Source organism: Corallococcus sp. AS-1-6 (assembly GCF_020037015.1).
In the GTDB taxonomy this organism is placed as follows: Bacteria; Myxococcota; Myxococcia; order Myxococcales; family Myxococcaceae; genus Corallococcus.
Genome location: NZ_JAIQDE010000030.1, coordinates 1 through 26149 on the forward strand (window position 1 = coordinate 1; position 26149 = coordinate 26149).

Genomic DNA, 26149 nt, shown 5'->3' on the forward strand with positions numbered 1-26149 from the left:
TGTGCTCGAAGCTCCTGTCCCCCTTGTCGCTTGGCAGCCGGCCAACTGGCCTCGCTATTCCGCGCAGACCTCCTGTCGGACAGGTTCTGACGGGCCACCGCGGACGGCCCGTGTCGGCGGAGCGACGGTCCTCCGGGACCCGGGGGCGGGCCCCCTCCACTGCGTCAGGTGCGGACCGCACGCCCCCGTGCGTCAGGGGATGATCCACGGCCCGGAACAGGTGGACGGCCCGGCGCGTGGTAATCTCGCCCCGCCGTGCGCCGACCCGCCGTCCTTGCCCTGCTGGCCCTCTCCGCCTGCGCGACGCCGCGGCCGGGGAAGATGAGCTTTGAGGAGCTGTACGCGACCTCGGGCGACAGCGGCTTCGCCAGCACCAGCACGCCCTTCCTCCCCCGCGAACCGGAGCGCGCCCGGGGGCCCCTGGCGCCGGAACGCTCCCCGGAGCTGGAGTCCGCCCTCACCGCGTTCACGCAGCAGGCCCAGGCCTACCGCGAGAAGGTCCAGCGCGGCAGCGCCATGCCCGCCGAGCAGGTGCGCAACTGGGAGGCGATGAACGCGGCCCTGGACGCCTTCCTGGCCCGGCCGGTGGAGCACACCGACACCCGCGACCTGACGCGCGCCCGGGGCGTGATGGAGGCGGAGCTGGAGCAGGACGCGCGCCTGTACGGCGACATGCCGGGCCCGCTCGCGGAGGCCGTGGTGGTGCGCGTGGGCCGCCTCATCGTGCGCGCGTCCACGCTGCGCCGCTGGGAGCAGCCGCCGGAGCCCTCCGGCCCGCCGCGCCTCGCCTGGCCCGTGGAGCCGGTCACCATCACCAGCCTCTACGGAGACCGCTGGCACCCCATCACCGGCCAACTGCGCCGCCACTCGGGCGTGGACCTGGCGGCGCGCCGGGGACAGCCCGTGGGCGTCGCGGACCGGGGTGTCGTCCTGCGCGCCGGCTGGAACGGCGACCACGGCAAGATGGTGGAGGTCCAGCACGACGGCCAGTGGGTGACGCGCTACAGCCACCTGTCCGAGGTCCTGGTGACCACCGGCGAGGTGCTGGCGAGGGGCGACGTGGTGGGGCTCGCGGGGGACACGGGCCTGGCGACCGGCGTCCACGTCCACTTCGAGCTCTGGCACGACGGCGCTTCGTTGGATCCGCTGGAGGCGCTCGTCGCCCCCGAGTCGGGCCCGGACGCCTCCGACAACGAGCGTCCCGTGGCCCGCATGCCCGCGGAGTCCCCCGTCCTCACGTCCCAGGGGCGCCACCCGGCCGCGGGTTCGCGCCCCTGAGGGGGACGGGCCTTCACGACGGCCCTGCGACTACAGCGAGTTCTTCAGCTCCTTGGCAGGACGGAAACCGACCGTCTTCGACGCCTTGAGCTTCATCATCTCGTTGGTCTGCGGGTTGCGGATCTTCCGCGCCTTGCGCGAGCGCAGCGACCACGTGCCGAACCCGGGGTAGCTGAAGCGCGTGTCCTTCTTCACCGCCTTGCCGATGTTGGTGAAGACGCTGTCGAGGATCTGGGCAGCCTGCTTCTTCGTGAGCCTCGACTGCGCAGCCACCACCTCCACGAGCTCTGCCTTGGTCATGACACCCCTCCCTCTTGCGTTGTCTGGCGTTGAACGAGCGGATGGCGGAGGTAACAAATCGAGGTTTCGACTGTCAATGCGCCACCTGCTCCCAGGCCGGAAATTCGGCCTCCGGATGAAAACTGGCCTCTGAAAATACACCCTGTAGAGAGAGGGAGGATCGCATCTTTTGATACATCCTCACACTCCTGCTTTTCACATCACGGGAAGTGATCGCCTGATGATCGGTTTTGGGTGAAAGGCATTGGAAAATCGATCACTTAGCAGTCGCCGCTGATCCAGCTCCAGCAGGGCGCCATCAGGGGGCTAGAGTGCCTGCCCGCGTGCCCACCCGACTGCTTCCATGGCTCCTCGTCCTGCTGTGCGCCTGCTCGCGGCCGGCCCCACGGCCCCAGGCGGCGGGTGAGCTCTGGGTGGACAGGGCGGCCTCGGGCGGCGACGGCACCCGGGAGCGCCCCCTGCGCTCACTCACCGAGGCCCTGGCCCGCCCCGGCCCGAAGCGCGTGCACCTGGCCTCCGGCCGTTACGAAGGCCCCTTCCGGCTGCCGGAGGGCACCCGGCTCGTGGGGAGGGGCCCCGCCACGATCCTGGCGGCGACGGACCCCGGTTCCTCCGTGGTGGAGGCGACAGGGGACACCGCGCTGGAGGCCCTGGTGGTCGAGGGGGGAGGCTGGGGCCTGGAAGCCCGGGGCCCCATGAGTGTCCACGCCGTGACTTTCCGGAGCCAGACCCGGGGCGCCATCCGGCTGGACGCGGGTTCGCTGGAGGGCAGGGGGCTGCGCTTCGAGGCGGGGGCGGCCATCCAGGCGCCGGCCGTGGTGGGCGTGCTCGTGGAGGCCGGAACCGCGGGGGCCTCCGCGCCCTCGCTGATCCTCCGGGACAGCGCCTTCGAGGGAGCCTACGACCGCGCGGTGCGGGCCCGGGGAGGGGCCACGGTGCGCCTGGAGGGGGTGGACTTCCAGGGCCCCCGGATGGCGCTGAGCCAGGAGGGCGGCGCGGCGGAGGTCGAGCGGGCGAGGGCCTCGGGGGGCACGGGCGCGGCGTTCTCCACGGTGGAGGGAGCGCTGACGCTGGTGGACGTCCGGGTCCAGGGACACGAGTACGGCGTGACGGCCAACCAGGCCCGGCTGTCGGTGCGGGGCTTCCGCTCGGAGCACGCCACGCGCGCGGGGATGGGGCTCACCGCGACGACCGGCCTGCTGGAGGACGTGACCGTGAAGGACGCGGGCAATTACGGGGCGCTCCAGCTCACCGCCTCGGACCTGGAGGTGCGGCGCTTCCGCCTGGAGGGTTCACGGGAGTACGGCGTGGTGGCGCTGCAGGGACGCGTGCGCCTGCGGGACGGGGTCATCCAGGGCGTGAGCACCGCGGATGGCATCGCGGGGGACGGGCTCCACCTGCGCCAGGTGGACGCGGACGTCGACACCGTGACCGTCGAGGGCGCGAAGGGCACCTGCGTGCTGGCGACGCAGCGGGCCCACGCCGTGCTCCGCGACGCCCGTCTCTCGGGCTGCGGGCTCGCCGCGCTGGCGGTGGATTCGAAGGCCACCCTGGAGTCCCGGAACGTCGATGTGCGCGACACGCCGGGGTCCATCCTGGTGGCCATCGAAGAGGGCCAGTTGCAGGTGGAGGGACTCACCGTGAAGGACGCGAGGGGCGAGCTGATCTCCACCGACTGCGAGGGCCAGACGCGCGTCCGCCTCCGCCACGTCGACGCGAGCACCACGCGAGGCCTGCGCTCCCCCTGCGTCCAGCTCGACGCCCGCTCGCCTCAGCCCTGAGCGGGCGCGGGCGTGGGCGGCAGCGGCGTGGCGCGCTGCTCGAGCCACTCGCGAATGACGGGGTAGACCTCCAGGGGCGCGCCGGTGCCGAAGATGAGGTCGCCGTGGCCGTAGTCCATCTTGTCCCCGCGGTCCCGGCCAAAGACATGCAGTGTGCGATCCGGTGACGTGAGCAGCGCGTACTGCGCCTCCACGTTGGCCGCGGTGGCCAGTCGGTCCGCGCTGCCGCCCATCACCAGCACGGGCAACTGGAGCTTCGCGATGCCCGCGCGCCAGTCCGTCTTGCGGTCGTAGGAACGGAACGCGTCGTGGGAGATCCAATCCTGGAACTGGAGCAGCACCTTGCGGCTCATCGCCGCCATCATGTTGACGGACAACTGCCGCAGGACGCGCGGCGGGACATGCCGGGGGTTCACGACGATGTCCGACAGGGGCAGCGCGAGGTAGCCCAGGAAGGGCGCCATGCTGGCGCTCACCCACGCCTGCCGGATGCTCCCGGGCCACGCCGCGCGCACGCCCAGCGAGATGAGCGTCCGCAGGAACGGCTCCGACTTGAGGTACACCGGCGCGCCCAGCTCGAGCAGACCCGCCAGCTTCCCGCCCTCGGGCCCCTGCGCCACGCCGTACCCCACCAGGCCCCCCAGCGAATGGCCCAGCCAGAAGGCCTGCTTCGCGCCGGTCTCCTTCAGCGCCAGCTCCAGCAGGGCCGGTCCGTCGTGATGGATGTGGTCGTCCACGGTGAAGTCCGTGGGCCGCCGGCCCCTGGGCGGACGTTGCGAGTGCCCGGTGCCGCGCCACTCCACGCTGAAGCAGTCGAAGCCGGCCTCGGTGAGGTAGTGGGCCACGGAGTAGGGCGGCTCGAAGTCGAAGGTGAAGCGGTTGGCCGCCAGCCCGTGGCACAGCAGGACGGGCTCCGCGAAGCGGCGCACCGGTGCCCGCCGGGCGTGCACGGTCAGCTCCCACCCATCCGCGCACTTCACGCGCAGCATCTCCGGGAGAGGGCCCTTGAGGCGGTACCAGCGCCTCACGAGCAGGACCCACCCCACGTTCACCAGCAGCAGGACGGCCGCCGCGGCCAATCCCCACAGGGCCCACTGCCCGTACGGCATTTCTCCTCCCATAGGACCGGGGACTGACTCCGGCGCGAATAAAACCCTGCTAAGGTCCGTTCCCTCGCCGTTTCTGCCACATGGGCAGCCGACCACCTGGGGAAGTCGAGGGAACGATGAAGCTGCGGAAACTGATGTTCGTGCTCCCGAACCTCTTCACCGTCACCTCCATCTTCTGTGGCTTCTACGCCATCACCCTGTGTTCGGGTGAGGCTGAACCGGTGCAGATGTACCAGGCGGCCCTGGCCATCCTCTTCGCCATGTTCTTCGACGGGTTCGACGGACGGGTGGCCCGCCTGACGAAGACGCAGAGCGACTTTGGCATGCAACTCGACAGCCTCGCGGACGTCATGTCCTTTGGCGCGGCGCCGGCGCTCCTCGTCTACAAGTGGGCGTTGGCCCCCATGGGCTTCTGGGGCCTGTTCATCTCCTTCGCGTTCATGGCCTGCGGCGCCATGCGGCTGGCGCGCTTCAACGTGCTCGCCATGCGCAACCCGCACGGCGGTGGCGGCGGCTTCTTCGTGGGGCTCCCCATCCCGCTGGCGGCCGGCGTGCTCGTCTCGCTCATCATCTCCCACCACGTGGCCACCCAGGGCGAGGCGCTCGGTGACGGCGCGCGCGTGCCGGTGGCGGTAGCGGTGGGCGCCCTGTCGCTGCTGATGGTGTCCACGGTGCGCTACCGCACCTTCAAGGACGCGCGTCCCAGCCGCAAGACGGCGCTCGTCTTCATGGCCATGGCGCTCACGGGCGCGTTCATCGCCCAGCGCTTCCACCCGGCCTGGGTGCTGGTGACGTACTTCGCCGCGTACCTGGTCATGGGGCTGGTGGAGTCCGCGGTCTCCGTGCGCAGCCGCCTCGCGTCGCGCAAGGTCGGCGCCGTCGCCGCGGTGGCGGTGGCGGCCGGGCTGGACGAGGACGACGACGAGGACTCCGAGCCCAACGCCACGGACGACGGTCCCGCGTTCCTCTGAGCAGCCGAGCGCGGGAGCCGGGACGCGGACCGTGCCGGCCGCTAGGATGCCCGGCCCATGCGCGTCGAGCTGCTGTGCACTGGTGACGAGCTCGTCACCGGCCTCATCACGGACACCAACAGCACCTATCTGGAAGCCCGCCTCTTCGACCTGGGTGTGAAGGTCGCACGGGTGACGGTGGTGGGTGACGTGCGCCCGGACATCACGGGCGCGCTGCTGGAGGCCTCCGCGCGCGCGGACGTGGTCATCGTCTCGGGAGGCCTGGGCCCCACGGCGGATGACTTCACGCTGGAGTGCGCCGCCGCCGCCGCGGGCGTGTCCATGGAAGAGGACGCGAGGGTGCTCGGCTGGCTGAAGGAGCGCTACGCCGCGCGAGGCATGCCCCTGAATCCAGGCGCCCTGCGCATGGCGCGCATCCCCTCGGGCACCGAGCCCGTGCGCAATCCCCAGGGTTCCGCACCGCTGGTCATCCAGCGATTGGGCCGAGCCCACCTGTTCTTCCTCCCCGGGGTCCCGCGCGAATACCGCGCCCTGGTGGACGGAGAGGTGTTGCCGCGCGTGCGGACCTGGCTCGCCGCCGAGCCCGGTCGCACGTTCCGGGCCTTCCGCCTGCTGAGAACCGTGCGCCTGCCCGAGTCCGTGCTGAACGAGCGGGTGATGCCCCTGGCCCCCAGCCACCCGAGGGTGGTGTTCGGCTTCCGGACGCACGCACCGGAGAACCACCTGAAGCTGATGGCGGAGGCCCCCACGCAGGCGGAGGCCGACGCCGCGCTCGCGGCCGCGGAGGCCGCATGCCGGCAGGTGCTGGGCACGCACGTCTACGGCGCGGATGGCAGCGAATACGCCCCCGTCCTCCTCGACCTGCTGGCGCGCGGCGGCCACACGCTGGCGGTGGCGGAGAGCTGCACGGGAGGCCTCGTCGCGCAGGAACTCACGGCGGTCCCGGGTTCCAGCCGGGTCTTCATCGGAGGGGCGGTCGTCTACTCGGAGAAGATGAAGTCCGCCTGGGTGGGCGTGCCTCCGGACATCCTGGAGAAGCACAGCGCTGTGTCGTCCCAGACGGCGCTCGCCATGGCGGAGGGAGTCCGCGCCGCCTGCGGCGCCACGTTCGGCCTGTCCGTCACGGGCTACGCGGGCCCTGGAGGAGGCACCCCCGAGGACCCCGTGGGCACCGTGTACTGCGGGCTGGCCGGCCCCGGAATGGAGCCCCGCTTCGAGCGGATCTCGCTCGCGGGTGACCGGGACCGGGTCCGCCTGTTCGCCGCGTCCCACGTGCTGGAAATGTTGAGGTTGCACCTGCTCGCCGCCCCCGTGTCGCCATGAGTCGCTCCAAATCAAAGCGTCCCCGTCCGTCCGCCCTGGAAGCGCCGTCCACGGTGCCCCCGGCCACGCCCGAGTCCTCCGCGCAGCTCGCCAGCCCCACGGCGGAGACGGAGCCCACCAGCCCCCCCACGTCGCCGGCCGGAGCAGGAGCACATCCGGTGCGAAGCGCGGTGCGCCTGTGGCTGTCGGCCTACCGGGTGGAGGTGGTGCTGTTCCTCGTCGCGTTCGCGGTGCTGTCCAGCTTCAGCTCGCAGCGCTTCCTCCGGCAGAGCGCCGCGCCGCACTTCATCTACCAGGCGCAGTCCTGGCTGGAGGGGCGGCTCGACGTGGATCCGCGGGTGTTGCCCAACCTGGAGGACTGGGCCTGCGTGCGGCTGGTGGACGGACACAAGGTGCGGTGCGAGGGACGCCCGCTGCGCGATGACCGCTGGTTCGTCAGCTTCCCGTCCTTCCCCGCGGTCGCGATGCTCCCCTTCGTCGCGCTGCACGGCTACCAGTTCAACGACACGTCCTTCGGCGTCTTCGTGGGCGCGCTCGCGGTGGCGCTCTTCTATTCGCTGCTGCGCTTCCTCGCGCAGGAGGGGGAGACCGAGCGCAACCGCAATGACAACGTGGTGCTGTCGCTGGTGCTCGCCTTCGGCACGCTGTTCTTCTACTGCGCCATCCGGGGCGAGGTCTGGTTCGGCGCGCAGGTGATGGGCGTGGCGCTCACGTGTCTGTACGTGCGCAACGCCGTGAAGGCGCGGCGCCCCGTGCTCGCGGGCCTCTTCTTCTCCATGGCCGTGCTCACCCGCACGCCGCTGGTGTTCGCGGGCCTCTTCTTCGTCCTGGAGGCGCTCTGTCCCGGACCGGACCGGCTGGCCCAACTGAAGGCCCTTCCCACCGCGTGGAAGCCCGCCCTCCGCAAGCTGGCACTCTTTGGCGCGGGGGCCGCGCCCCTCGCGGTGCTCGCGGCCGCGTACAACGTCTACCGCTTCGGCAAGCCCGGCGAGTTCGGCCACTCGTACCTCTTCAACAACCGGGTGAACGTGGACATCGACCGCTTCGGGCTCTTCAACATCGAGTACCTGTCGCGCAACCTCCAGGCCGCGTTCCTCAAGCTGCCCCAGGTATCGCTGTCTCCGCTGAAGCTGTCGTACGACCCGCACGGGCTGACGCTGCTGCTCACGCTGCCCCTGCTGGTGTTCCTGCTGGTCCCCCGCACGCGTCCCCGGCTGCACTGGCCCCTGTGGCTGACCGTGGCGGTATGCGCGCTGCCGGGGCTCTTCTACCAGAACACCGGTTACATGCAGTTCGGCTTCCGGTTCAGCCTGGACTACACGCCCTACCTGCTGCTGCTCTTCGCCATTGGTGGATGGTCGCTGCGCAACCGCGCGGTGGTGGCCGTGCTGGCGCTTGGCGTGCTGGTGAACTTCTGGGGGGCCGTGGCCTTCCGTGGCTACACGGAGTTCGTGCGGAACTGGTAGGCCTCCAGGCTCCGGCGGCTTGAATCCGCCGGACCCGAACCGCACATCAAGGGTGACATGCAACCTCCTACCGGCCAGCCCCCTCCAGGCAAGCGTTGGCACACCCGTGAGGACAGCGGCATCCGTCTGGATGCGGCGCTGCGCTGGTGGCACGACGACGAGCCCATCGAGCACCCGAAGATCATCGAACTCTTCAACGCCTCGCTGGTCCTGGATGACGACGGGCGCTACCAGCTCCGCATCGCCCCGGACTGGTGCTACGTCCAGGTGGAGGACGCGGCCTACGAGGTCCGCACCGTGGACGTCACTCCGGACGAGCGTGTGTCCCTGCGCCTGAGCGACCGGACAGCCGAAGCCCTGGACCTGGGGTCGCTCCAGCTCACGCCGGACGGAGTCCTCACCTGCCGCGTGAAGCAGGGCAGGGCGAAGGCCCGGTTCTCCCGGGATGCGCAGTACCAGTTCGGTGAGCTGCTGGAAGAGCGCCCCGGAGGGCACCTGGTGCTGCGCGCGGGCCAACGCCACTGGGAGGTCCCCCTCTCGCTGGATGCGTTCCAAGCCGCGACCTAGGCCGCCGCGGCGTCCGCGGACGGCACGGAGGGCGCGGCGGCGCCCACCAGGTCTCGAGCGAGGGACTCCAGGACGTCGGGGTGCCCCCGCAGCCACTCGCACGCCCGCTCGCGGCCCTGGCCGATGCGCTCACCCCGCAGGCTGAAGTGGCTGCCCGACTTCTCCACCACGCCCGCGCTCACGGCCAGGTCCAGCACCTCGGCGGCGCGGTGGATGCCCGTGCCGTAGAGCACGTCGAACTCCGCCTCCTGGAACGGGGGCGCCAGCTTGTTCTTCACCACCTTCACGCGGGCCCTCGAGCCCACCACCGCGTCGCCTTCCTTGAGGTTGCCCGTGCGGCGGATCTCCATCCGCACCGACGCGTAGAACTTCAGCGCGTTGCCACCCGTCGTCGTCTCCGGGTTGCCGAACATCACGCCAATCTTCATGCGGATCTGGTTGATGAAGATGATGCAGGTGCCGGAGCGGCTCACCGCGCCCGTGAGCTTGCGCAGCGCCTGGCTCATCAGACGCGCCTGGACGCCCATGTGCGCGTCGCCCATCTCTCCTTCGATTTCCGCGCGGGGGACCAGCGCCGCCACCGAATCCACCACGATGAGGTCCACCGCTCCCGAGCGCACGAGCTGCTCGGTGATTTCGAGCGCCTGCTCTCCGGTGTCCGGCTGCGCCACGAGCAGTTCCTCCGTGCGCACGCCCAGCTTGCGCGCGTAGGACAGGTCCAGCGCGTGCTCCGCGTCGATGAAGGCCGCGACGCCTCCCACCGCCTGCACCTGCGCGATGGCGTGCAGGGTGAGGGTCGTCTTGCCAGAGGACTCGTTGCCGAACAGCTCCACCACGCGCCCTCGCGGATACCCCCCCACGCCCAGCGCCCGGTCCAACCCCACCGAACCCGTGGGAATGACCGCCACCTTCTGCTCCGGTGCGTCCGCGCCGAGCGTCATCACCGCGCCTCGGCCGAACTGCTTCTCGATGGACGCCACCGCCGCCGCCACTGCCTTCAACTTCTCCGTCAGCCTGCTCATCTCGTCTGCCTCCCTCGCCGCCCTGCGGGCTGGATGCCTCGGCGGTGGGCAGAGCAACGCCCATGCCGCGCGGGCCTCCAGGCGGAAGGGCCTGCAAGGGCGTCCAGGTTCGCCGGAGCCGTCCGGATTGGCGGAGCGGCGTGGCTGTCTCCCACGCGCTGAGAAGGCGCAAAGGTGAGCGCGTCTCCGCATAAGCAGGCACGACGGGACGTGACAGGCCGGCTTGATGGGATGGAAGGCTTTGCGTTGAATCCCTGGCGCGTCGCGGTGACATCCCTCACGTGAATACGACCCGTGAGAACCTTCCCCATGTGGTCATCCTGGGAGGCGGCTTCGGCGGCCTCTACGCGGCCCGGTACCTGCGAAAGGCAGGGGTTCGCGTCACGATGGTGGACCGTCACAACCACCACCTCTTCCAGCCCCTGCTGTACCAGGTGGCCACGGCGACGCTGAGCCCCAGCGACATCGCCGCGCCACTGCGGGGGATGCTCGGACGCAATCACGTCCAGGTGCTGCTCGCGGAAGTCACTGGCGTGGACACCACGCGCAAGCACGTCCTCCTGGCGGATGGCGAGCTGGCGTACGACTTCCTCATCGTCGCCACCGGGGCGACGCACTCGTACTTCGGCAATGACGCCTGGTCGCGACACTCGATGGGATTGAAGACCGTCGAGGACGCGTTGGAGATCCGCCGCCGCGTGCTGCTCGCCTTCGAGCAGGCCGAGCGCGAACCGGACCCCGAGCGCCGCCGCGCGCTGCTCACCTTCGCCATCATCGGCGCGGGGCCCACGGGCGTGGAGCTGGCGGGGGCGCTGGCGGAGATCAGCCGCAATTCCTTGTCGGGCGACTTCCAGAACATCGACCCACGGGATGCGCGCGTCATCCTCATCGAGGGCATGGACCGCGTGCTGCCCACCTACCCCGAGAACCTCTCGGCGGAGGCCCGCCGGGTGCTGGAGGGGCTCGGCGTGGAGGTCCGTACGGGCACCCGGGTCACGAACATCGACGCCGCGGGCGTGGACATGGGCCCCGAACATCTGGCGGCCCGCACGGTGCTCTGGGCCGCGGGAGTGGAGGCCTCGCCTGTGGCCCGCTCGCTCGGCGTGACGCTGGACAGGGCAGGGCGCGTCCCGGTGACGCCCGAACTCACCGTGCCCGGGCATCCCGACATCTTCGTCGTGGGGGACCTGGCGCTCGTGAAGCAGGAGGACGGAAGCGCGGTCCCGGGAGTGGCGCCCGCGGCGATGCAGGAGGGAAAGCACGCGGTGCTCAACCTCCGCCGCCAGCTCGCGGGTCAGCCCATGCAGCCCTTCCGCTATTGGGACCGGGGAACCTACGCCGTCATCGGCAGGGGCCATGCGGTGGGCGTGGCCTTCCGCCGGGTGAAGCAGTCCGGCTTCGTCGCGTGGTTGGCCTGGCTCTTCATCCACATCACCTTCCTCATCGGCTTCCGAAGCAAGCTGGCCGTGCTGCTCAACTGGGCGTACGCGTACCTGACCTTCGGCAGGTCCGCGCGCATCATCACCGGCCCTGCTCCCCGTCTGGAGGAGCGGGGCGTGCAGTCCCTGCCCGCCAGTGGAACGTCAGTTGTTGCCGGCGGGGAACCCGCGGCTCCCGTCGTCCTCGGAGGCCTGGTTCCAGACCGCGGCGGGGCGGGGTGAGGCATTCAGCGCGCCCCGGGTATTGGTGTGGAGCCAGCCCCGGCGGTCCATCATCCGGCAATCGATGGCCAGTTGCATGTCCACGGTCTCGATACGCCCGTGTCCCTCCAGGTCCGCGCGCGTCAGCGCGAGCTTGAGGATGCGGTCATGAGCCCGCGCGGACAGGCCAAAATGAGTGACCGCGCGCTCCAGTTGCTTCTCCGCGGAGGGTGACAGCACGCAGTAGCGGCGCAGCAGGTGCGAAGGCATCTGGGCATTGCAGTGCACCCCTGGCGTGTCTTGGAACCGGACGCGCTGCCGTTCGCGCGCGGCCTCCACGCGCTGGCGGTAGTAGTGGCTTGGCAGCTCCTGGCTCTTCTCCGCGAGGTGGTGGTACTCCACCGGCCGCGTCTGCACGGTGATGTCGATGCGGTCCAGCAGCGGCCCGCTGATGCGCGAGTGGTAGCCGAAGATGCGGTGCTCGAGGCAGGTGCACGTGCGGCCGGGGACGTTGAAGTAGCCGCACGGGCAGGGATTCATCGCCGCCACCAGCATGACCCGGCAGGGATAGGTGATGTGCTGGGTGGCCCGCGCCAGATGGATGGCGCCTTCCTCCAGGGGCTGGCGCAGCACCTCCAGCACGTTCTTCCGGAACTCCGGCAACTCGTCGAGGAACAGCACGCCGTGGTGGGCCAGGGACAGCTCCCCTGGACGGGCCATGGGACCTCCTCCCACGAGCCCCGCATCGGACAGCGTGTGATGGGGCGCGCGAAACGGACGCTCGCGGATCAGCGCCTGCTCGTCTCCCAGCAGCCCCTGGATGGAGTAGACCTTCGTGACCTCCAGCGCCTCGTCGAACGTCATCTCGGGCAGGATGCCTGGCAGCCGTCGCGCCAGCATCGTCTTGCCCGAGCCCGGAGGTCCGGCCATCAGGATGTTGTGGCCCCCCGCCGCGGCGAGCTCCAACGCCAGCTTCAATTCCGGCTGTCCCCTGACGTCGGCCATGTCCGCGGACACCGCGCGAGGACCGCTCACCGAGGTCCCCGTGCGCATCAGCGGCGTCAGCGGGGCCTTGCCGGTGAGGTGGCCCACGGCCTCTTTCAGGTGGGCCACGGACAGCACCTGGAGGCCCTCCACCAGCGCCGCCTCCGCCGCGTTGGCCGCCGGCACCATGACTCCCTGGAAGCCGCCATTCCGGGCCGCCACGGCCAGCGGAAGCACGCCCTTGATGGCCTTGATGGAGCCATCCAGCGACAGCTCCCCGCCAAAGAGATACCGCTCCAGCGGTTCCTCCTCCATCAACCGCGCCGCGGCCAGGACGCCCAACGCGATGGGCAGCTCGAAGGCCGCCCCTTCCTTGCGGATCTCCGCGGGCGCCAGGTTGACCGTGATCCGCTTCTGCGGAAGGTCGAAGCCCGCGTTCTTCAGCGCGGAGACCACCCGGACCTTCGACTCCCGGGCCGCGCCCTCAGGCAGCCCCACGACGTTGAAGTAGGGCAGCCCGAGCGCCATGTCGACCTCGCACTCCACCACCACCGCGTCGATGCCCATCAATGCCCCCGACCGCACCCTCGCCAGCATCCGCTCCCCCTTCCAACCCGTACGAGAGGAGGGGAGAGCAATGCCCGTACCGGCGCGCCTCGCTCTCAGGCGGCCCGCCGCGGCCATCCCGCGCGGCAGACGTCGGGTCCCGAGCGGGGACATGGGGGCCTGAAAAGAAGAAGCCCGCTGGCGTCGGAACGCCAGCGGGCTTCGGATGGAATCGGTGACGGCGTGTCCGCGCGTCAGCCCTGACGGAAGGCGCGGATCAGGGCGTCGGCGGGGCAGGGGGCGCGGGCGGCGCACCGTCCGGCGTGGCCTGCGTGCCCTGGATGACCGCGTTCTGGGGAAGCTCGGTGGCCATGCCCAGGATCTTCGCTCCCGCGGCACGGGCGCCATCCAGCGCCACCACGAGCTTGCCGTAGTTCGCCGCGTCATCCGCCATGAAGAAGACGACCTTCTCGTCCGGCTTCTTGGCGTTCAACATCCGCTTGAGGCGGGCGATGTAGTCCGAAGCGGGGATCTGCTCCGTGTTGATGGAGTAGGCGCCGCTCTTGTCCACCTGCACGACGATCTGCTGATCATCGGGCTCCGGCGGCGGCTGGTTCTCCTCAACCTCCGTCTCCGGGACGCGGACGAGGATGTCCTTCTCCAGGAGGGGCGTCACCACCATGAAGATGATGAGGAGCACCAGCACCACGTCCACCAGGGGCGTGACGTTGATCTCCGAGTTCGGCGCGGACGCGGGCTTGACCCACTGACGCTGCTTGTGTCCTCGGGACATTACTTCTTCTCCTCCACACCCAGGGCGATCTGCTTCGCCTTCGCCTTGCGGGCCGTGTCCAGCACCTTGCGCACGTCACCCACGTTCAGGGCGTTGTCGCCCTTCAGGAGGATCTTCTTGCCGGGATCCTTCACCAGCTCCGCGGCGATCTTCTCCTGGAGCCCCTTCTCGTCGACCTCATCGTTCTCCACGAACATCTTCTTGTCCGGGGTGATGGAGAGGATCAGCGGATCGGCGTCCGTCTTGCCTTCCTTCTCGATCTCCGTGGCCTTGGGCAGCTCCACGGACTTGCCGCGCTGGAGCATGGGCGTCACGACCATGAAGATGATGAGGAGCACCAGCACCACGTCCACGAGTGGCGTGACGTTGATCTCGCTCTTGATGCCCCCTTTGGGGCCTGCTGACATTCCCATGCGTGCACCTGTATCCGGGAAGGAACGCCCACCCCGGGGCAGCGCGGCTTCTCAGCCGGACCGCCCACATGGGTGGGGACGTCCCAGGGTGGGGCTGCGACTAGGCGTGCGACGAACCGCCGCCCACGTGCCGGGCCACCACGTCCAGGAACTCGTTGGAGGACTCGGAGATGTCCACGGAGCGGGCATCCACCCAGCCCTGCAGGAAGTTGTAGGCCATCACGGCGGGGATCGCCACGAGCAGACCGAACGCCGTGGTGATGAGCGCCTCGGAGATACCAGCGGAGATCGTCGCCAGACCGCCGGAGCCCGCGGCCGCCATGAGCTGGAAGGCGTTCACGATACCCATCGTGGTGCCCAGCAGACCGACGAACGGCGCCGTCGAACCGACCGTGGCCAGCAGGCCCAGGCCGCGCTTGAGGCTCTGCACCTCGCGCTGCGCCTGGCGCTCCAGCGCGCGGGCCACGGACTCCACCGCCAGGTCCTTGTTCCCGGGGGTGATGCGGTACGCCGTCAGGCCGGAGTTGATGACGCGGCCCAGGTGGCCCACGTCCTTGCCCAGGTTGGTGTTCGCCGCGGTCGTCAGGTCGCCCTTCGCGAGGATGGCGCCCATCTTGGCGGCGAAGTTGCGGCTGTCCGAGCGGGTCTTGCGGAAGACGATGATCCGCTCCGCCATGACGACCAGCGACGCCACCGACATGATGGCGAGGGTGAAGATGATCATGCGGGCGAAGAGGCCCGTGTGGTGCCAGATATCAAGCAGGGTAAATTGCATGGCTGTGGAGCGCTCCTCCTCACGAGCGCGAGGTGATGTTCGGCGGACTGCTCAAGCGGGACTGCCTGCTTTGGATCAGCGCGGCAGCTTCAGGTTGAAGTTGAACGTGTACTGCACTTCGACCGGCCTGCCCTGGAACGTGACCGGCTTGTAACGTGAGGCAGTGAGCACGTCCATCACGGCCTGCTCCATGTGAGGGAGCGGCTTGATCGTGCGGCAGCGCTCGACCTTTCCCTCGGTCGTGATGACGCACTTCACGATCATCAGGCCCTGCACGCGCGCTTCAATGGCCTCACGCGTATAGGAAACCTCCGGACCCGCGATCTTCTCCGGACGCGTCATGCCCTGGCCGAACGCCAGCACGTCCGTGCCCGTTCCACCCAGTTGACCGCCCACCACGCCACCGATCACGCCGCCCACCACGCCACCCACCACACCGCCCGCGACGCCACCTTCCACGCCACCCTCGACCTCGGACTCGCTCGCCTCCTCTTCCTCGGGCTCCGGCGCGGTCTCGGTCTCCTGCGGCTTCTGCTGCGGGATCTCCTTCGGCTGCACGATCACGTCCTTGGGCTTCTTGGGCGTGACCTTCTTCTCCGTCTTCGGCTTCGACGCCGGGGGAGGCGGAGGAGGCGGAGGAGGCGGAGGCGCCATCGTGGCCTTCAGCGTGACCTCGACCTCCTTCTCCTCCACGGGAGGCGGACGCGTGGAGAGATAGGCCACAAGACCCAGCAGGCCAACGTGGAGCAGCGTGGACACGCCAGCACCCACGCCGAACCGCGACCTGGGTCCTTGCCCGCGGTCAAGGACTGAATCGAACATGCAAGTAACTCCTCTTCACCAGTGGACTACCCGTCCCCGCCATGCCCGGATTGAAGGGCGGCCACCATACAGAAAAGGGTTCCGGGTTCAAGCAACCGTGTCTGGCGCCGCTGCGTGATCGCGCCAATGCCCCACTGGTCACCAAAAAGCAACGGTCTATTGACAACTGCTTGACCTCGGCTATTTTCCCGAGTCATTTTCGGTTGCAGCCCACCTTGGAGGGGTTTGGTATGCAAGTGAAACAAGTACTTCGGGAAACCGGAGTCGTCCTTGCTGCGGGTCTGTTGTACGGATCCGCGGCTTTCGCGCAGTCCAGCGTCATCATCGGCACTGTCATCAATACTGAGGACAAGAAGCCGGCAGCCGATGTCGTTGTGACCGCCACCTCGCCCAACCTGCAGGGCGAGCAGACCGTGGTTACCGACGCACAGGGTAACTACCGTATTCCCCAGCTCCCGCCGGGCACGTATACGTTGCGGTTCGAGAAGGAGACGTTCAAGCCTTACGCCCGCCCCGAAATCCAGTTGCTCCTCAACCGCACCATCCGCGTGAACGTGGAGCTCCTGCCGGACTCCTTCACGCAGACGGTGGACGTCATTGGTACGCCGCCGACGATCGACGTCGGTTCGACGAACCAGGGCGTCAACGTTGATCAGGAGTTCATCAAGCGCATCGCGGTGGCCCGTCCGGTCGGCAAGGGCGGCGCGACGCGCTCGTTCGAGTCCCTGGCCGAGCTCGCCCCGGGCGCCCAGTCCGACCAGTACGGCGTGTCCATCAACGGCACGACCTCGCCCGAGAACGGCTACGTGGTGGACGGTCTGTCCACGAACGACCCGGCCTTCGGCGTGAACGCCAGCCCGCTCAGCATCGAGTTCGTGCAGGACGTGAACATCATCACCGGCGGTTACATGCCGGAGTTCGGTCGCTCCACGGGCGGTGTGATCAACGCGGTGACCCGGTCCGGTTCCAACGAGTTCCACGGCTCCGTGTTCGCCAACTGGACGCCGGGCGCCCTGGAAGGCAACCGCAAGCTGGTCATCGAGGACGGCACCACGATCACCGGCCTGAACGCCCTGAGCAACCTGGGCGACTTCGGCGCCACCCTCGGTGGTCCCATCCTCAAGGACAAGCTCTGGTTCTTCGCCGGCTTCGCGCCGTCGTTCCAGCGCTACGAGCACACCCGCGCGCTCAACGCCTTCACGCTGAATGACGACGGCGATGTGGCGACGGATGCGAACGGCTTCAGCGTCGTCCAGCAGATCCCGGGCTCCGAGCGGAAGTACTTCGCCGACTCCCGCACGATCCAGTTCATGGGCAAGCTGACGTACCTCATCAACCAGGACCACAACGTGTCGTTCGCCCTGAACGGCACCCCGACCGTGTCGGGTGGTCTGGGCAAGCTGCAGATCAGCCCCCGCTCGGGTGGTCTGCCGGCCGCGCAGAACACGCGTCCCGAGGACATCGGCAACACCGAGAACCGCGCCAACACCACGGCACTCGCCCTCAAGTACGCGGGCGCGTTCATGGAGAAGAAGATCCTGGTCGACGCCAACCTCGGTTGGTTCCACCAGACTGCCTCCACGCCTCCGGCGGACGGTAGCGCCATCGGCTCGACGGACGGCCTGGCCGGCTACGCGCTCGCGCGGTACTCGACCACGCGTCCCCTGACGATGTTCGAGAACGTCCCGAACGCCGACCAGTACTGCGGCGTGACGGATGCGGAGCGGGCTGTCCGCTGCCCCGTGACGAACTACTACGTCGGCGGCCCTGGCTTCATGTCCGAGGCCACCCTGGACCGCTACCAGATCAACGCGAAGGCCACCTACCTTCTGAACGCCCTGGGGACGCACGTCTTCAAGGCGGGCGTGGACACCGAGTTCCTGTCCTACGACCAGAAGAAGGCCTACTCCGGCAGCGTGTTCCTGCAGGAGTCGCGCACGTCGTACAACGGCTCGACCATCAAGATCTGGTCGGACAACCGCCGCTACGGCTACCAGACGGCCCCGGACACCCCGGTGTTCGAGACCCTGCAGCAGTCCTCGACGAGCGGCACCACCATCGGTGGCTTCCTCCAGGACAGCTGGTCCATCGCCAACCGCGTCACCCTGAACCTGGGCGTCCGGTACGACGTGCAGTCGATGTACGGCGGCGACGGCAACCTGGCCCTGAAGCTCGGCAACCAGTGGTCGCCCCGCATCGGCGCCGTGGTGGATCCGTTCGCCAACGGCCGCGCGAAGCTGTTCGTGAACTTCGCCCGGTACTACGAGCAGGTTCCGCTCAACATGATGGACCGCGCCTTCCCGGGTGAGCGCCGCTTCAGCGCGCGTCGCTTCTTCTCGGAGCCGGGTGCCGCGGGCGGTTGCGATCCGTCCACGCTCGAGGGTCAGCGCGGCAACTGCGCGTCCGACCAGTTCATCGTGCCGCGCGCGGAGAGCACCTCCAACGCGAACCAGCTCTACAGCGGCGGTCTGGTGCAGAACGAGCCGGTCGATCCGGACATCGAGCCCCAGTCCTCCGACGAAATCGTGGTCGGCGGCGAGTACGAGCTCCTGGCGAACACCCGCCTGGGCGCGACGTACACGCACCGCGACATGAACAAGGTCATCGAGGACATGAGCCGCGATGACGGCAACACGTACTTCCTCGGCAACCCTGGCAGCGGCTTCGCCAAGGAGTTCCCGACGCCGGTGCGTGACTACGACGCGGTCACCGTCTACCTGAACCGCACGTTCACGGACGGCTGGCTGGCGCAGGCGAGCTACACGTGGTCCCGCCTGTACGGCAACTACCCCGGTCTGTTCCGTCCGGAGAACAACCAGCTCGACCCGAACATCCTCGCGGACTTCGACCTGGTGGCCCTCCTGAACAACCGCACGGGTCTGCTGCCCTTCGACCGTACGCACGCCATCAAGGTGTTCGGCGCCAAGGAGTTCAACATCTCCAACGCGCTGTCGGCGAGCATCGGTCTGTCCTACCGCGGCAACTCCGGTACGCCCATCAGCTACCTCGGCGCGTACCCGGGCTACGGCCAGGATGAGACGTTCATCCTGCCGCGCGGCAGCGGCGGTCGCACCCCGTGGATCAACAGCGTTGACTCCAACGTGGGCGTGAACTACCGCGTGAGCAAGGACAGCGTGGTGTCCTTCACCCTGGACGTGTTCAACCTCTTCAACTTCCAGGGCGTGGACAGCGTCGACGAGTCCTACACGTTCACCGAGGTCCTGCCGATCTACAACCCGGCCACGAAGACCGCCGGTACGCAGGCGGATCTCCCCACGGGTGTTCCGATCGCGGGCGCTCCGGGCGAGTTCCTGACCCAGGAAGACGTGAACAAGAACTTCAAGAACCCGGACCGTTACCAGGCCCCGCGGCAGATCCGCTTCGGTGTCCGGTACACGTTCTAACCACCTGACCACATGAGGAAGATCAGCAACATGCGCAAGAGCATTCTTTCGACCGTGGTGATGCTTGGGCTCGCGGGCGGCCTCGCCGCTTGCGACTCCGAGCAGCCGGATCCCGGGTGCATCGTTCAGGACGCCTCGTTCGCTACCTGGTGGGCGAAGTTCGATGCGGTGGACGCTCCGCAGGGCACCTGCGAGGACTTCGAGCCGCTGGTGGGTGATGAGCTGGGTGTCTGGAAGTTCGCGGACCCGGTGGCCAACACGGCCATCCTGGTCCTCCGGCCGCTGAGCCTGGCCGCCCTGGGCAAGTTCGACACGGACAGCACGGCTGCCGGGTTCGACAAGCTCCAGGCGACGGGCAGCCTGACCACCGGCAAGGACGCGGATCAGTTCTGCACCGCGGACGGCTTCTCGGTGGCGGGTGTCGAGGCGACGCAGGGTGACTTCGCGTCGGCGCCGCAGTCCATCTCGTACCAGTTCGGCAAGGTGCGCGTGTACTCGAGCCCGAGCGCTCCTGGCACGCAGATGACCGGCGAGCTGACCTACACGGTCAACGGGTGCACCGCGCACTACGTGATGCGTGCGGTGTGGCCGGCGACTGGCTGCGACCCGTCGCTGGACCCGACCGTCGAGGAGAACTTCCCCTCGACGTGCGGTGCGGGCTCGGGCATGAACCCGGACTTCGATCTGGTCTGCGACGCCGAGACTGAGTACTGCACGCCTGCCAAGGCGATCCCGTCGTTCAAGTAGTCGGCACTGACCGACCTTGAAGGCCAACGCGGCCCCGGCAGCCCCTCCCCCACGCGGGAGTGGCGGTCCGGGGCCGCGCTGTTGTTAGGTGTCTGGAATCCACGTCGGGAGGACCATGGAGGGCCGTTACGAACTCATCGAGCATGTCTGCTCACTGCTGGCGGACGAAGCCGGGACGCTCCGCAAGGAGGCGCCCTACCGGGTCGCGCTCTGCTACCCGAGCCCCTACCACGTGGGCATGAGCTCGCTGGGCTACCAGGCCATCTACCGGGAGGTGCATTCGCACCCGGGCGCGACCGCCGAGCGCGTCTTCCTTCCCGATGATGTCGAGACATACAAGAGAACACGGACGCCATTGTTTACCTGGGAATCCCAGGCATCCGTGTCTGGCTTTGAAATGCTTGCCTTTTCAGTCGCCTATGAATTGGAGCTTTCAGGCTTGTTCACGATGTTGGATTTGTCTGGTTTGCCAGTTCTTTCGGCGGAACGGGATGCCAGACATCCGCTGGTGGTGGCGGGCGGTCCGCTGACGTTCTCCAACCCGGACCCGCTGGAGCCCTTCGTGGACGTGCTCGTCCAGGGGGAGGCGGAGGATTTGATCCACGTGCTGCTGGAGGCCGCGGCCTCCATGGAGCGCGAGGCGCTGCTCGATTACCTGGCGAAGGTCCCCGGCTTCCGGGTGCCCGGGCGGGGTGGGGCGCGCTACCACGTGGCGAAGGCGACGGACGCCCGGCTGCCGGCGCGCACGCAGATCATCACGCCCCACACGGAGCTCCGGTCGATGTTCCTCATCGAGCCGGAGCGGGGCTGCTCCCGCGGCTGCCACTACTGCGTCATGCGCCGCACCACGAATGGCGGCATGCGCACGGTGCCCCCGGAGCGCATCCTGTCGCTCATCCCCGAGCACGCGAAGCGCGTGGGGCTGGTGGGCGCGGCGGTGACGGACCACCCGCGCATCGTGGAGCTCCTGCGCACCATCGTGGACTCGGGGCGCGAGGTGGGCGTGTCCTCGCTGCGCGCGGACCGGCTCACGCAGGAGCTGGTGGATCAGCTCCGGCGGGGCGGGGCGACGAACCTCACGGTGGCCGCGGACGGGGCGTCCCAGAAGATGCGGGACCTGGTGGACCGCAAGCACTCCGAGGAACAGATTGTCCGCGCGGCCCGGTTCGCGCGCACGGCGGGCATGAAGCAGCTCAAGGTCTACAACGTGGTGGGCCTGCCCCATGAGGAGGACGCGGACATCGACGAGCTGATCCGCTTCACCACGGAGCTGTCGCGCATCCTGCCGGTGGCGCTGGGGGTCGCGCCCTTCGTGGCCAAGCGCAACACGCCGCTGGACGGGGCGCCCTTCGCGGGGCTTCGCGAGGTGGAGAACAAGCTGGAGCGCCTGCGCAAGGGGCTGCGCGGGCGGGCGGAGGTGCGGCCGACGTCCGCGCGCTGGGCCTGGGTGGAGTACATGCTGGCCCAGTGCGGTCCGGAGGCGGGGCTCGCGGCGATGGACGCCTGGCGCGCGGGGGGCAGCTTCGCCGCGTGGAAGCGGGCCTTCCAGGAGCGCGGGTGCGAGCCGTACATGGCCCGCCGGGTGGAGGACGGGCGGCGCCAGCCCACGGTGTGGCCCATCGTGCCGGGCCGCCCGCCGCCCCAGCCGTCCGCCGCCTGACGGGGCCCGCAAAGGCCGTATTCGCCGGGCTCCGCTTTCGCTAGAAGACGGCAAGGCGGGGCCGATGGCCGGCACTCGCATGGCCTCGGAGAGCATCTGGTGAGCACGCAGCGCGTGGAAAAGTCGTGGCAGAAGACGGGCCTCAAGGACTACTCGACGGAGGCCCTGCTGGGCACGCTGGGGCACTACGGCGTCCCCGTGGGCGAAGAGGACTACCGCAAGCTGGCGGAGTCCGCCTATCCGCTCGGCATCGCCCAGCAGTGGGCGGCGAAGTGGAAGGGCACCGGCCCCTTCAAGGACTACGTCGTGGCCGCGGCCGTGGAGCTGTGGCGCCGGTGGATGCCGGACCGCGTGTCCCCGCAGGAGTTCACCACCGCCCTGGCGACGCTGATGCAGGTGCTGGTGCACAAGCTCAACGGCGCGAAGGAGGCCCCGGTGGCCTCCGCCTTCGAGCACGTGAAGAGCCTGCGCTCCAAGCTGGCGGTGGATGACAAGGGCGCGCTGCCCCAGCCCTTCCTCCAGGAGGCGCTGGCGCCCTTCTCGGAGAAGGACGCGGAGCTGTTCGACAGCCTGGCGGAGTCGCTGGCCGCGCAGGGGCACCTGGACGACGCCACGACGTTCGCGGAGGTGGAGGAGTTCCTGCTGCCCGACCGGCGCGGCATCTCCCAGGCGGTGGTGCGCGCCGCGAAGGGCGAGCGCGAGCCCGCCATCCAGGACCTCAAGAACCTCATCCACGACACGGCGCGCGCGCCCATCTCGCGCCTGCTGGCGGTGGACGGCCTCATCCACCTGCAGGCCTGGATTGACGCGAACGTCGAGGGCCGCGGCCTGCTGGCGGAGGCGGAGAAGGCCAACGACATCCACCTGGCGCTGGACCTGGTGCCCCGCCTGGAGCACGTCTTCAAGCAGCAGAACGACCGGTCCGCGCTCCTGGAGCTGATGGGCACGCAGGAGCGGCTGGAGGCCCTGCACGACAAGATGCACCCGGGGCACCGGGCGCACCGTCACCAGCACGCGCAGCCGCAGCGCCGCCGCTAGCCGGCCGGCTTCAGGTCCCCGTGCGCCGGGGGCTCCGGGCTTCCGGGGCCTCGGGCGCCTGGGGGGCGCTGGCCGCGGCGGGCGTCGCGCCTTCCGCGTCCGGGGTGACGGGCTTCACGCCGGGCTTCTCCGGCGCCGCGCGCTTGAGCTTCACGGTGACGACGCCGGGCACGCCCTCCGCCACGTCGCGCACGGGCACCACGGCGCCCACGGTGGTGTAGCGGATGGCGCCCGTCTGGGTGAAGGCGTGCTTGAGGGCGTACTCCTTCGCGCGGGGGAGGAACCACTCGCGCACCCGGGGCAGGGGCAGGGCGTGCAGCTCCCCCTGCGTGAGGAACACGTACAGCATCAGGTCCGCGCCGCTGTAGAGGAAGCAGCCCGGCGTGTCCTTCTCCAGGTTGGAGATGAGCTCGAAGAAGTAGCGGCGGCGGGTGGCCTGGCGGTCGCCCTTCACTTCAATGCCGCGCACCTCTCCGGAGGGCAGCTCCCAGAGCAGGTCCACGCCCCGATGCTGGAAGCGCGGGTCCAACTGCACGTCGTGCACGCGCGACCCGGGCTCCGTCTCCAGGAGCCACGCGCGGGCGTGCTGCACGGCCCGGTCGGCCGCGCCCTGCACGCCCCGCATGCTGAAACTGCGGCCTCCCATCGCGGCTAGCGGCGCAGCTCGACGCCGGAGGCCACGAGCTGCACCTCGCGGGGCTTGCCGTCGGTGCCGCGGGGGACGATGGCGCCTTCCGCCTCGTAGTGCTTCGCGTGGGCGTCGCTCAGCTCCGCGACCTTCACCACGCCCTCCACGCGCGCCTGCGAGCCCGCCGAGTCCAGCGGGACGAAGAAGCCGTAGTCCTTGAACGTCACGCGCACGCCGGGGCTCTTGGCGTCCTGGGCCAGCTCCATCCAGCAGCCCTTCTTCTCACACGCCTTGCGCACCTGGCCCTCCACGCGCACGACCTTGCCGTCGTGGGCCTGGGGCTTCGCGAGCAGCTCCGACAGCTTCACCGTCTTCTCGCCCTTGAGGGGCTCGCCGCGGGTGAGCGTCCAGTCGCCAGGGTTCGCGGCCTTGGCGGCCTCGGGCGCCTTCGCGTCGGCGGGGTGGTGGCAGTCGCTCGACGCGGCCTCGGCCTTGGCGGCGGGCTTGGGCGTCTTGTCCGCCGCGAGGGCCACGAGGGGGGCGGCGACCAGCATCACGAGGGCAGTGCGGAGCATGTGCATGCCCGTCCGCTTAGCCCAGGTTTCCAGGGCCGGGCAAGGCGCCCCTTCCATCCTCGCGACTTGTCCCGCACACTCGGCGCGAGGTGCGCATGAAGGTCACCATCCCCGCTCCCAACCGCCGGTTGGGCACATTCGAATGGCTCGGGCTCGTCGGGCTGGGTGGGCTGCTCGTGGGGCGCTACGTCCCCGTGGCCCGCATCATCCCGTTCTGGGGCTGTGTGCTTCGCGAGCACACGGGCTGGCCCTGCCTGGGCTGTGGGCTCACCCGCGTGGCGGACCGCGTCGCGCACTTCAACATCCCCGGGGCGTGGGAGGCCAACCCCCTGGGCACCGTGTGCGCGCTCCTGTTCGCGCTGGCCGCGGTGGCGACGGTGCTGCACTTCCTCTTCGCGATGCCCATCCCGGAGGTGGAGCTGGAGGAGCGCGAGTGGCGGTGGGTGCGCATCGCGTTCCCGCTGGTGTTGCTGGTCAATTACGCCTACGTCGTGGTGCACACCCGTTTCCCGCACCTGCTGTCCTGAAGGGCGGGGCCCCTGTCCTCTTCCGTGCTCTCCGCCTTCCTCCTGCTGGGCTACCTCTGCGGCTCCGTCCCCTTCGGCGTGCTGCTGACGCGGTGGCTGCGCGGGGTGGACGTGCGCGCCAGCGGCAGCGGCAACATCGGCGCCACCAACGTCACGCGCGTCGCCGGCAAGAAGCTGGGCGCGGTGGTGCTGCTGCTGGACGCGCTCAAGGCCGTGCTGCCCGTGGCGCTGGCCGTGCACTTCATGCCCGGGGATGCGCGCGCGCACGCGCTGGTGGGCCTGGCCGCGGTGCTGGGGCACGTGTACCCGGTGTGGCTCAAGCTCCAGGGCGGCAAGGGCGTGGCCAGCGCGCTGGGCGTGCTGGTGGTGCTGGTGCCCAAGGCGGCGCTCGCGGGGGCCATCATCTACGGGCTGGTGGTGGCCCGCTGGCGCGTGAGCTCCGTGGGGTCGCTGTCCGCGGCGGTGGTCGCCATCGCCACCGCGTTCTTCACCGCGCCCGCCCGCGAGTACGTGCTGCTCACCGCCGGGCTATTCGTCCTGATGCTCTGGACGCACCGGAGCAACCTCCAGCGGCTCGCCCGGCGCACCGAGCACCGGCTTTGAGCCGGGGGGCAGCGGCGGGGCGCGGTAGCCCAGCAGCGTGCAGGGGATGGGGCCGTTCCACACGTCGCGCCGGGCCATGGGGCGCGCGTGGAAGGCGCTCTCGAAGGCGGGGTTGCCGGACAGCACCCAGACGCGCCAGCCCGGCAGCGCGCGCAAGCTGTCGCCCAGCTTGAAGTAGAAGGTCTTCATGCCCTTCTGGCCGCCGGAGCCCAGCCGGTCTCCGTAGGGTGGGTTGGTGAGGACGAGCCCGCCGCCCTCGGGCAGGGGCGGGAGCTTCGTCGCGTCGCCCTCCGCGAGCGTTATCTCCTCGCCCAGCCGCGCCGCCTTCACGTTGCGGTCCGCGGCCTCCAGGGCCTCGTCGCTCTTGTCGAAGCCGAGGATGGGGACCTCCACCTTGCGCTCGTTGCGCCGCGCGTCCGCGCGCAGGTCCGCGAGCAGCTCCTTCGCGCGCGCGCCCAGGTGCGGCCAGCGCTCCACCGCGAAGCTCCGGTTGATGCCCGGGGCCCGCTTGCGCGCGATGAGGCCGCCTTCGATGACGAGGGTGCCCGAGCCGCACATGGGGTCCACCAGCGCCTCCGTGCCGGTGTAGCCCGCCGCGCGCAGCAGGGCCGCGGCCAGGTTCTCCTTCAGGGGCGCGGGGGTGGGGCGCACGCGGTAGCCGCGCCGGTGCAGGGGCTCGCCGCACAGGTCCAGGGAGAGGGACAGCTTCTCCTTCACCAGGTGCGCCACCACGGACACGTCCGGGTTGCGCGTGTCCACGTCCGGCCGCGAGCCCAGCTTGTCGCGCAGGCGGTCCACGATGGCGTCCTTCACCTTCAGCGCCACGAAGCCGGAGTGCGCGTGCTCGGTGTCCTTGAGGTTCGCGTCCACGGCGAACGTCACGTTCGTGGTGAGGTGCTCCTCCCACGGCACGCTGGCCACCGCGTCGTAGAGCCCCTGGGCCCCCTTCGCGTCGAACTCGCTCAGCGGGTAGAGCACGCGCATGGCGATGCGGGACCAGAGGCAGACGTTGAGGGCCTCGTCGAGCGCGGCCATGAAGCGCACGCCGCCCCGGTCCTGGCGGATGCGCTTCGCGCCGAGTTCCTTCAACTCCTCGGCGAGCAGGTCCTCGGTGCCGCGCGCGGCGGTGGCGAATAGGGCAAGACGTTCAGCCATGGTGCACCGCCCTTAGACGACC

The 26149-nt window shown here is 69.6% G+C and carries 24 protein-coding genes; 13 read left to right on the top strand and 11 right to left on the bottom strand.

The window, feature by feature from the left end; translation table 11 throughout:
• Positions 1 to 255: 255 nt before the first annotated feature.
• Positions 256 to 1278 carry a M23 family metallopeptidase gene (locus tag K8612_RS31700; protein WP_223764989.1) on the top strand — a complete coding sequence of 341 codons (1023 nt, stop codon included), beginning with the start codon at positions 256 to 258 and terminating at the stop codon, positions 1276 to 1278.
• Positions 1279 to 1308: 30 nt separating this feature from the next.
• Here the strand turns inward: K8612_RS31700 and K8612_RS31705 are convergent, their stop codons facing one another.
• Positions 1309 to 1578, bottom strand: a complete 270-nt coding sequence (locus K8612_RS31705; RefSeq protein WP_120550461.1) for an HU family DNA-binding protein — start codon at positions 1576 to 1578, stop codon at positions 1309 to 1311.
• Positions 1579 to 1901: 323 nt separating this feature from the next.
• Here K8612_RS31705 and K8612_RS31710 point away from each other — a divergent pair, with 323 nt between their 5' ends.
• Positions 1902 to 3359: a DUF1565 domain-containing protein gene (locus K8612_RS31710; RefSeq protein ID WP_223764990.1), complete on the top strand. Its 1458-nt coding sequence runs from the start codon at positions 1902 to 1904 to the stop codon at positions 3357 to 3359.
• On the opposite strand, the gene K8612_RS31715 is transcribed toward K8612_RS31710, so the two are convergent.
• A complete protein-coding gene (locus K8612_RS31715; protein ID WP_223741184.1) occupies positions 3350 to 4468 on the bottom strand; it encodes an alpha/beta fold hydrolase in 1119 nt (372 codons plus the stop codon). The two genes, K8612_RS31710 and K8612_RS31715, sit on opposite strands and share 10 nt — an antisense overlap.
• 116 nt (positions 4469 to 4584) lie before the next feature.
• Between K8612_RS31715 and pssA the strand changes: the two genes are divergently transcribed.
• From pssA to K8612_RS31735, 4 genes are read left to right on the top strand one after another with little or no spacing between them, the layout of a single operon-like run.
• Positions 4585 to 5439 carry a CDP-diacylglycerol--serine O-phosphatidyltransferase gene (pssA, locus tag K8612_RS31720; RefSeq protein ID WP_223741183.1) on the top strand — a complete coding sequence of 285 codons (855 nt, stop codon included), beginning with the start codon at positions 4585 to 4587 and terminating at the stop codon, positions 5437 to 5439.
• Positions 5440 to 5496: 57 nt separating this feature from the next.
• A complete protein-coding gene (locus K8612_RS31725; RefSeq protein WP_223764991.1) occupies positions 5497 to 6762 on the top strand; it encodes a CinA family nicotinamide mononucleotide deamidase-related protein in 1266 nt (421 codons plus the stop codon).
• Positions 6759 to 8228, top strand: a complete 1470-nt coding sequence (locus K8612_RS31730) for a hypothetical protein (RefSeq protein ID WP_223741181.1) — start codon at positions 6759 to 6761, stop codon at positions 8226 to 8228. The genes K8612_RS31725 and K8612_RS31730 overlap by 4 nt, the downstream gene beginning before the upstream one ends.
• Positions 8229 to 8285: 57 nt before the next feature.
• Positions 8286 to 8795: a DUF1285 domain-containing protein gene (locus K8612_RS31735; protein WP_223741180.1), complete on the top strand. Its 510-nt coding sequence runs from the start codon at positions 8286 to 8288 to the stop codon at positions 8793 to 8795.
• On the opposite strand, the gene recA is transcribed toward K8612_RS31735, so the two are convergent.
• Positions 8792 to 9817: a recombinase RecA gene (recA, locus tag K8612_RS31740; protein ID WP_223764992.1), complete on the bottom strand. Its 1026-nt coding sequence runs from the start codon at positions 9815 to 9817 to the stop codon at positions 8792 to 8794. The genes K8612_RS31735 and recA overlap by 4 nt on opposite strands.
• 281 nt (positions 9818 to 10098) lie before the next feature.
• On the opposite strand from recA, the gene K8612_RS31745 reads away from it, so the two are divergent.
• A complete protein-coding gene (locus K8612_RS31745) occupies positions 10099 to 11478 on the top strand; it encodes an NAD(P)/FAD-dependent oxidoreductase (RefSeq protein ID WP_223764993.1) in 1380 nt (459 codons plus the stop codon).
• On the opposite strand, the gene K8612_RS31750 is transcribed toward K8612_RS31745, so the two are convergent.
• The 5 genes from K8612_RS31750 to K8612_RS31770 all read right to left on the bottom strand — a co-directional run bounded on the left by K8612_RS31750 (position 11401) and on the right by K8612_RS31770 (position 15790).
• A complete protein-coding gene (locus K8612_RS31750; RefSeq protein ID WP_223741177.1) occupies positions 11401 to 13038 on the bottom strand; it encodes a YifB family Mg chelatase-like AAA ATPase in 1638 nt (545 codons plus the stop codon). The two genes, K8612_RS31745 and K8612_RS31750, sit on opposite strands and share 78 nt — an antisense overlap.
• Before the next feature lie 226 nt (positions 13039 to 13264).
• Positions 13265 to 13780, bottom strand: coding sequence for a biopolymer transporter ExbD (locus tag K8612_RS31755; protein WP_223741176.1), 516 nt, complete (start codon positions 13778 to 13780; stop codon positions 13265 to 13267).
• Positions 13780 to 14193 (bottom strand): biopolymer transporter ExbD, encoded by a 414-nt coding sequence (locus K8612_RS31760; protein ID WP_014394198.1) that lies wholly within the window; start codon positions 14191 to 14193, stop codon positions 13780 to 13782. Before K8612_RS31760 ends, K8612_RS31755 begins: the two co-directional genes overlap by 1 nt.
• A gap of 100 nt (positions 14194 to 14293) precedes the next feature.
• A complete protein-coding gene (locus K8612_RS31765; protein ID WP_223741175.1) occupies positions 14294 to 14968 on the bottom strand; it encodes a MotA/TolQ/ExbB proton channel family protein in 675 nt (224 codons plus the stop codon).
• A gap of 75 nt (positions 14969 to 15043) precedes the next feature.
• Positions 15044 to 15790 carry an energy transducer TonB gene (locus tag K8612_RS31770; protein ID WP_223741174.1) on the bottom strand — a complete coding sequence of 249 codons (747 nt, stop codon included), beginning with the start codon at positions 15788 to 15790 and terminating at the stop codon, positions 15044 to 15046.
• Positions 15791 to 16020: 230 nt separating this feature from the next.
• Between K8612_RS31770 and K8612_RS31775 the strand changes: the two genes are divergently transcribed.
• From K8612_RS31775 to K8612_RS31790, 4 genes are all read left to right on the top strand, one after another.
• Positions 16021 to 19194, top strand: coding sequence for a TonB-dependent receptor (locus K8612_RS31775; protein WP_223741173.1), 3174 nt, complete (start codon positions 16021 to 16023; stop codon positions 19192 to 19194).
• Between the two features lie 30 nt (positions 19195 to 19224).
• Positions 19225 to 19941 (top strand): hypothetical protein, encoded by a 717-nt coding sequence (locus K8612_RS31780; RefSeq protein WP_223764994.1) that lies wholly within the window; start codon positions 19225 to 19227, stop codon positions 19939 to 19941.
• Positions 19942 to 20056: 115 nt separating this feature from the next.
• A complete protein-coding gene (locus K8612_RS31785; RefSeq protein ID WP_223741171.1) occupies positions 20057 to 21601 on the top strand; it encodes a radical SAM protein in 1545 nt (514 codons plus the stop codon).
• A 99-nt stretch (positions 21602 to 21700) separates the two neighbouring features.
• The gene (locus K8612_RS31790) at positions 21701 to 22639 is read left to right on the top strand and encodes a hypothetical protein (protein ID WP_223741170.1); all 939 of its coding nucleotides are present in this window, start codon (positions 21701 to 21703) and stop codon (positions 22637 to 22639) included.
• 10 nt (positions 22640 to 22649) lie between these two features.
• Here K8612_RS31790 and K8612_RS31795 read toward each other — a convergent pair whose 3' ends face one another.
• Together K8612_RS31795 and K8612_RS31800 are read right to left on the bottom strand one after the other, a co-directional pair.
• Positions 22650 to 23264 (bottom strand): hypothetical protein, encoded by a 615-nt coding sequence (locus tag K8612_RS31795; protein ID WP_223741169.1) that lies wholly within the window; start codon positions 23262 to 23264, stop codon positions 22650 to 22652.
• A gap of 26 nt (positions 23265 to 23290) precedes the next feature.
• The gene (locus K8612_RS31800) at positions 23291 to 23848 is read right to left on the bottom strand and encodes a DUF4920 domain-containing protein (RefSeq protein WP_223741168.1); all 558 of its coding nucleotides are present in this window, start codon (positions 23846 to 23848) and stop codon (positions 23291 to 23293) included.
• An 89-nt stretch (positions 23849 to 23937) separates the two neighbouring features.
• Here K8612_RS31800 and K8612_RS31805 point away from each other — a divergent pair, with 89 nt between their 5' ends.
• Together K8612_RS31805 and plsY are read left to right on the top strand one after the other, a co-directional pair.
• A complete protein-coding gene (locus K8612_RS31805) occupies positions 23938 to 24369 on the top strand; it encodes a DUF2752 domain-containing protein (RefSeq protein ID WP_121713298.1) in 432 nt (143 codons plus the stop codon).
• A gap of 24 nt (positions 24370 to 24393) precedes the next feature.
• Positions 24394 to 24972: a glycerol-3-phosphate 1-O-acyltransferase PlsY gene (gene plsY / locus K8612_RS31810; RefSeq protein WP_223741167.1), complete on the top strand. Its 579-nt coding sequence runs from the start codon at positions 24394 to 24396 to the stop codon at positions 24970 to 24972.
• Here the strand turns inward: plsY and K8612_RS31815 are convergent.
• On the bottom strand, positions 24898 to 26127 hold the full coding sequence (locus tag K8612_RS31815) for a class I SAM-dependent RNA methyltransferase (RefSeq protein WP_223764995.1): 1230 nt from the start codon (positions 26125 to 26127) through the stop codon (positions 24898 to 24900). The genes plsY and K8612_RS31815 overlap by 75 nt on opposite strands.
• Positions 26128 to 26149 lie beyond the last annotated feature (22 nt).

Coding starts and splice junctions, on each gene's coding strand:
- K8612_RS31705 (WP_120550461.1), bottom strand. CDS start 1,578: ATGACCAAGGCAGAGCTCGTGGAGGTGGTGGCTGCGCAGTCGAGGCTC.
- K8612_RS31715 (WP_223741184.1), bottom strand. CDS start 4,468: ATGCCGTACGGGCAGTGGGCCCTGTGGGGATTGGCCGCGGCGGCCGTC.
- pssA (WP_223741183.1), top strand. CDS start 4,585: ATGAAGCTGCGGAAACTGATGTTCGTGCTCCCGAACCTCTTCACCGTC.
- K8612_RS31725 (WP_223764991.1), top strand. CDS start 5,497: ATGCGCGTCGAGCTGCTGTGCACTGGTGACGAGCTCGTCACCGGCCTC.
- K8612_RS31730 (WP_223741181.1), top strand. CDS start 6,759: ATGAGTCGCTCCAAATCAAAGCGTCCCCGTCCGTCCGCCCTGGAAGCG.
- K8612_RS31735 (WP_223741180.1), top strand. CDS start 8,286: ATGCAACCTCCTACCGGCCAGCCCCCTCCAGGCAAGCGTTGGCACACC.
- recA (WP_223764992.1), bottom strand. CDS start 9,817: ATGAGCAGGCTGACGGAGAAGTTGAAGGCAGTGGCGGCGGCGGTGGCG.
- K8612_RS31750 (WP_223741177.1), bottom strand. CDS start 13,038: ATGCTGGCGAGGGTGCGGTCGGGGGCATTGATGGGCATCGACGCGGTG.
- K8612_RS31755 (WP_223741176.1), bottom strand. CDS start 13,780: ATGTCCCGAGGACACAAGCAGCGTCAGTGGGTCAAGCCCGCGTCCGCG.
- K8612_RS31760 (WP_014394198.1), bottom strand. CDS start 14,193: ATGGGAATGTCAGCAGGCCCCAAAGGGGGCATCAAGAGCGAGATCAAC.
- K8612_RS31765 (WP_223741175.1), bottom strand. CDS start 14,968: ATGCAATTTACCCTGCTTGATATCTGGCACCACACGGGCCTCTTCGCC.
- K8612_RS31770 (WP_223741174.1), bottom strand. CDS start 15,790: ATGTTCGATTCAGTCCTTGACCGCGGGCAAGGACCCAGGTCGCGGTTC.
- K8612_RS31775 (WP_223741173.1), top strand. CDS start 16,021: ATGCAAGTGAAACAAGTACTTCGGGAAACCGGAGTCGTCCTTGCTGCG.
- K8612_RS31780 (WP_223764994.1), top strand. CDS start 19,225: ATGCGCAAGAGCATTCTTTCGACCGTGGTGATGCTTGGGCTCGCGGGC.
- K8612_RS31785 (WP_223741171.1), top strand. CDS start 20,057: ATGGAGGGCCGTTACGAACTCATCGAGCATGTCTGCTCACTGCTGGCG.
- K8612_RS31795 (WP_223741169.1), bottom strand. CDS start 23,264: ATGCGGGGCGTGCAGGGCGCGGCCGACCGGGCCGTGCAGCACGCCCGC.
- K8612_RS31800 (WP_223741168.1), bottom strand. CDS start 23,848: ATGCACATGCTCCGCACTGCCCTCGTGATGCTGGTCGCCGCCCCCCTC.
- K8612_RS31805 (WP_121713298.1), top strand. CDS start 23,938: ATGAAGGTCACCATCCCCGCTCCCAACCGCCGGTTGGGCACATTCGAA.
- K8612_RS31815 (WP_223764995.1), bottom strand. CDS start 26,127: ATGGCTGAACGTCTTGCCCTATTCGCCACCGCCGCGCGCGGCACCGAG.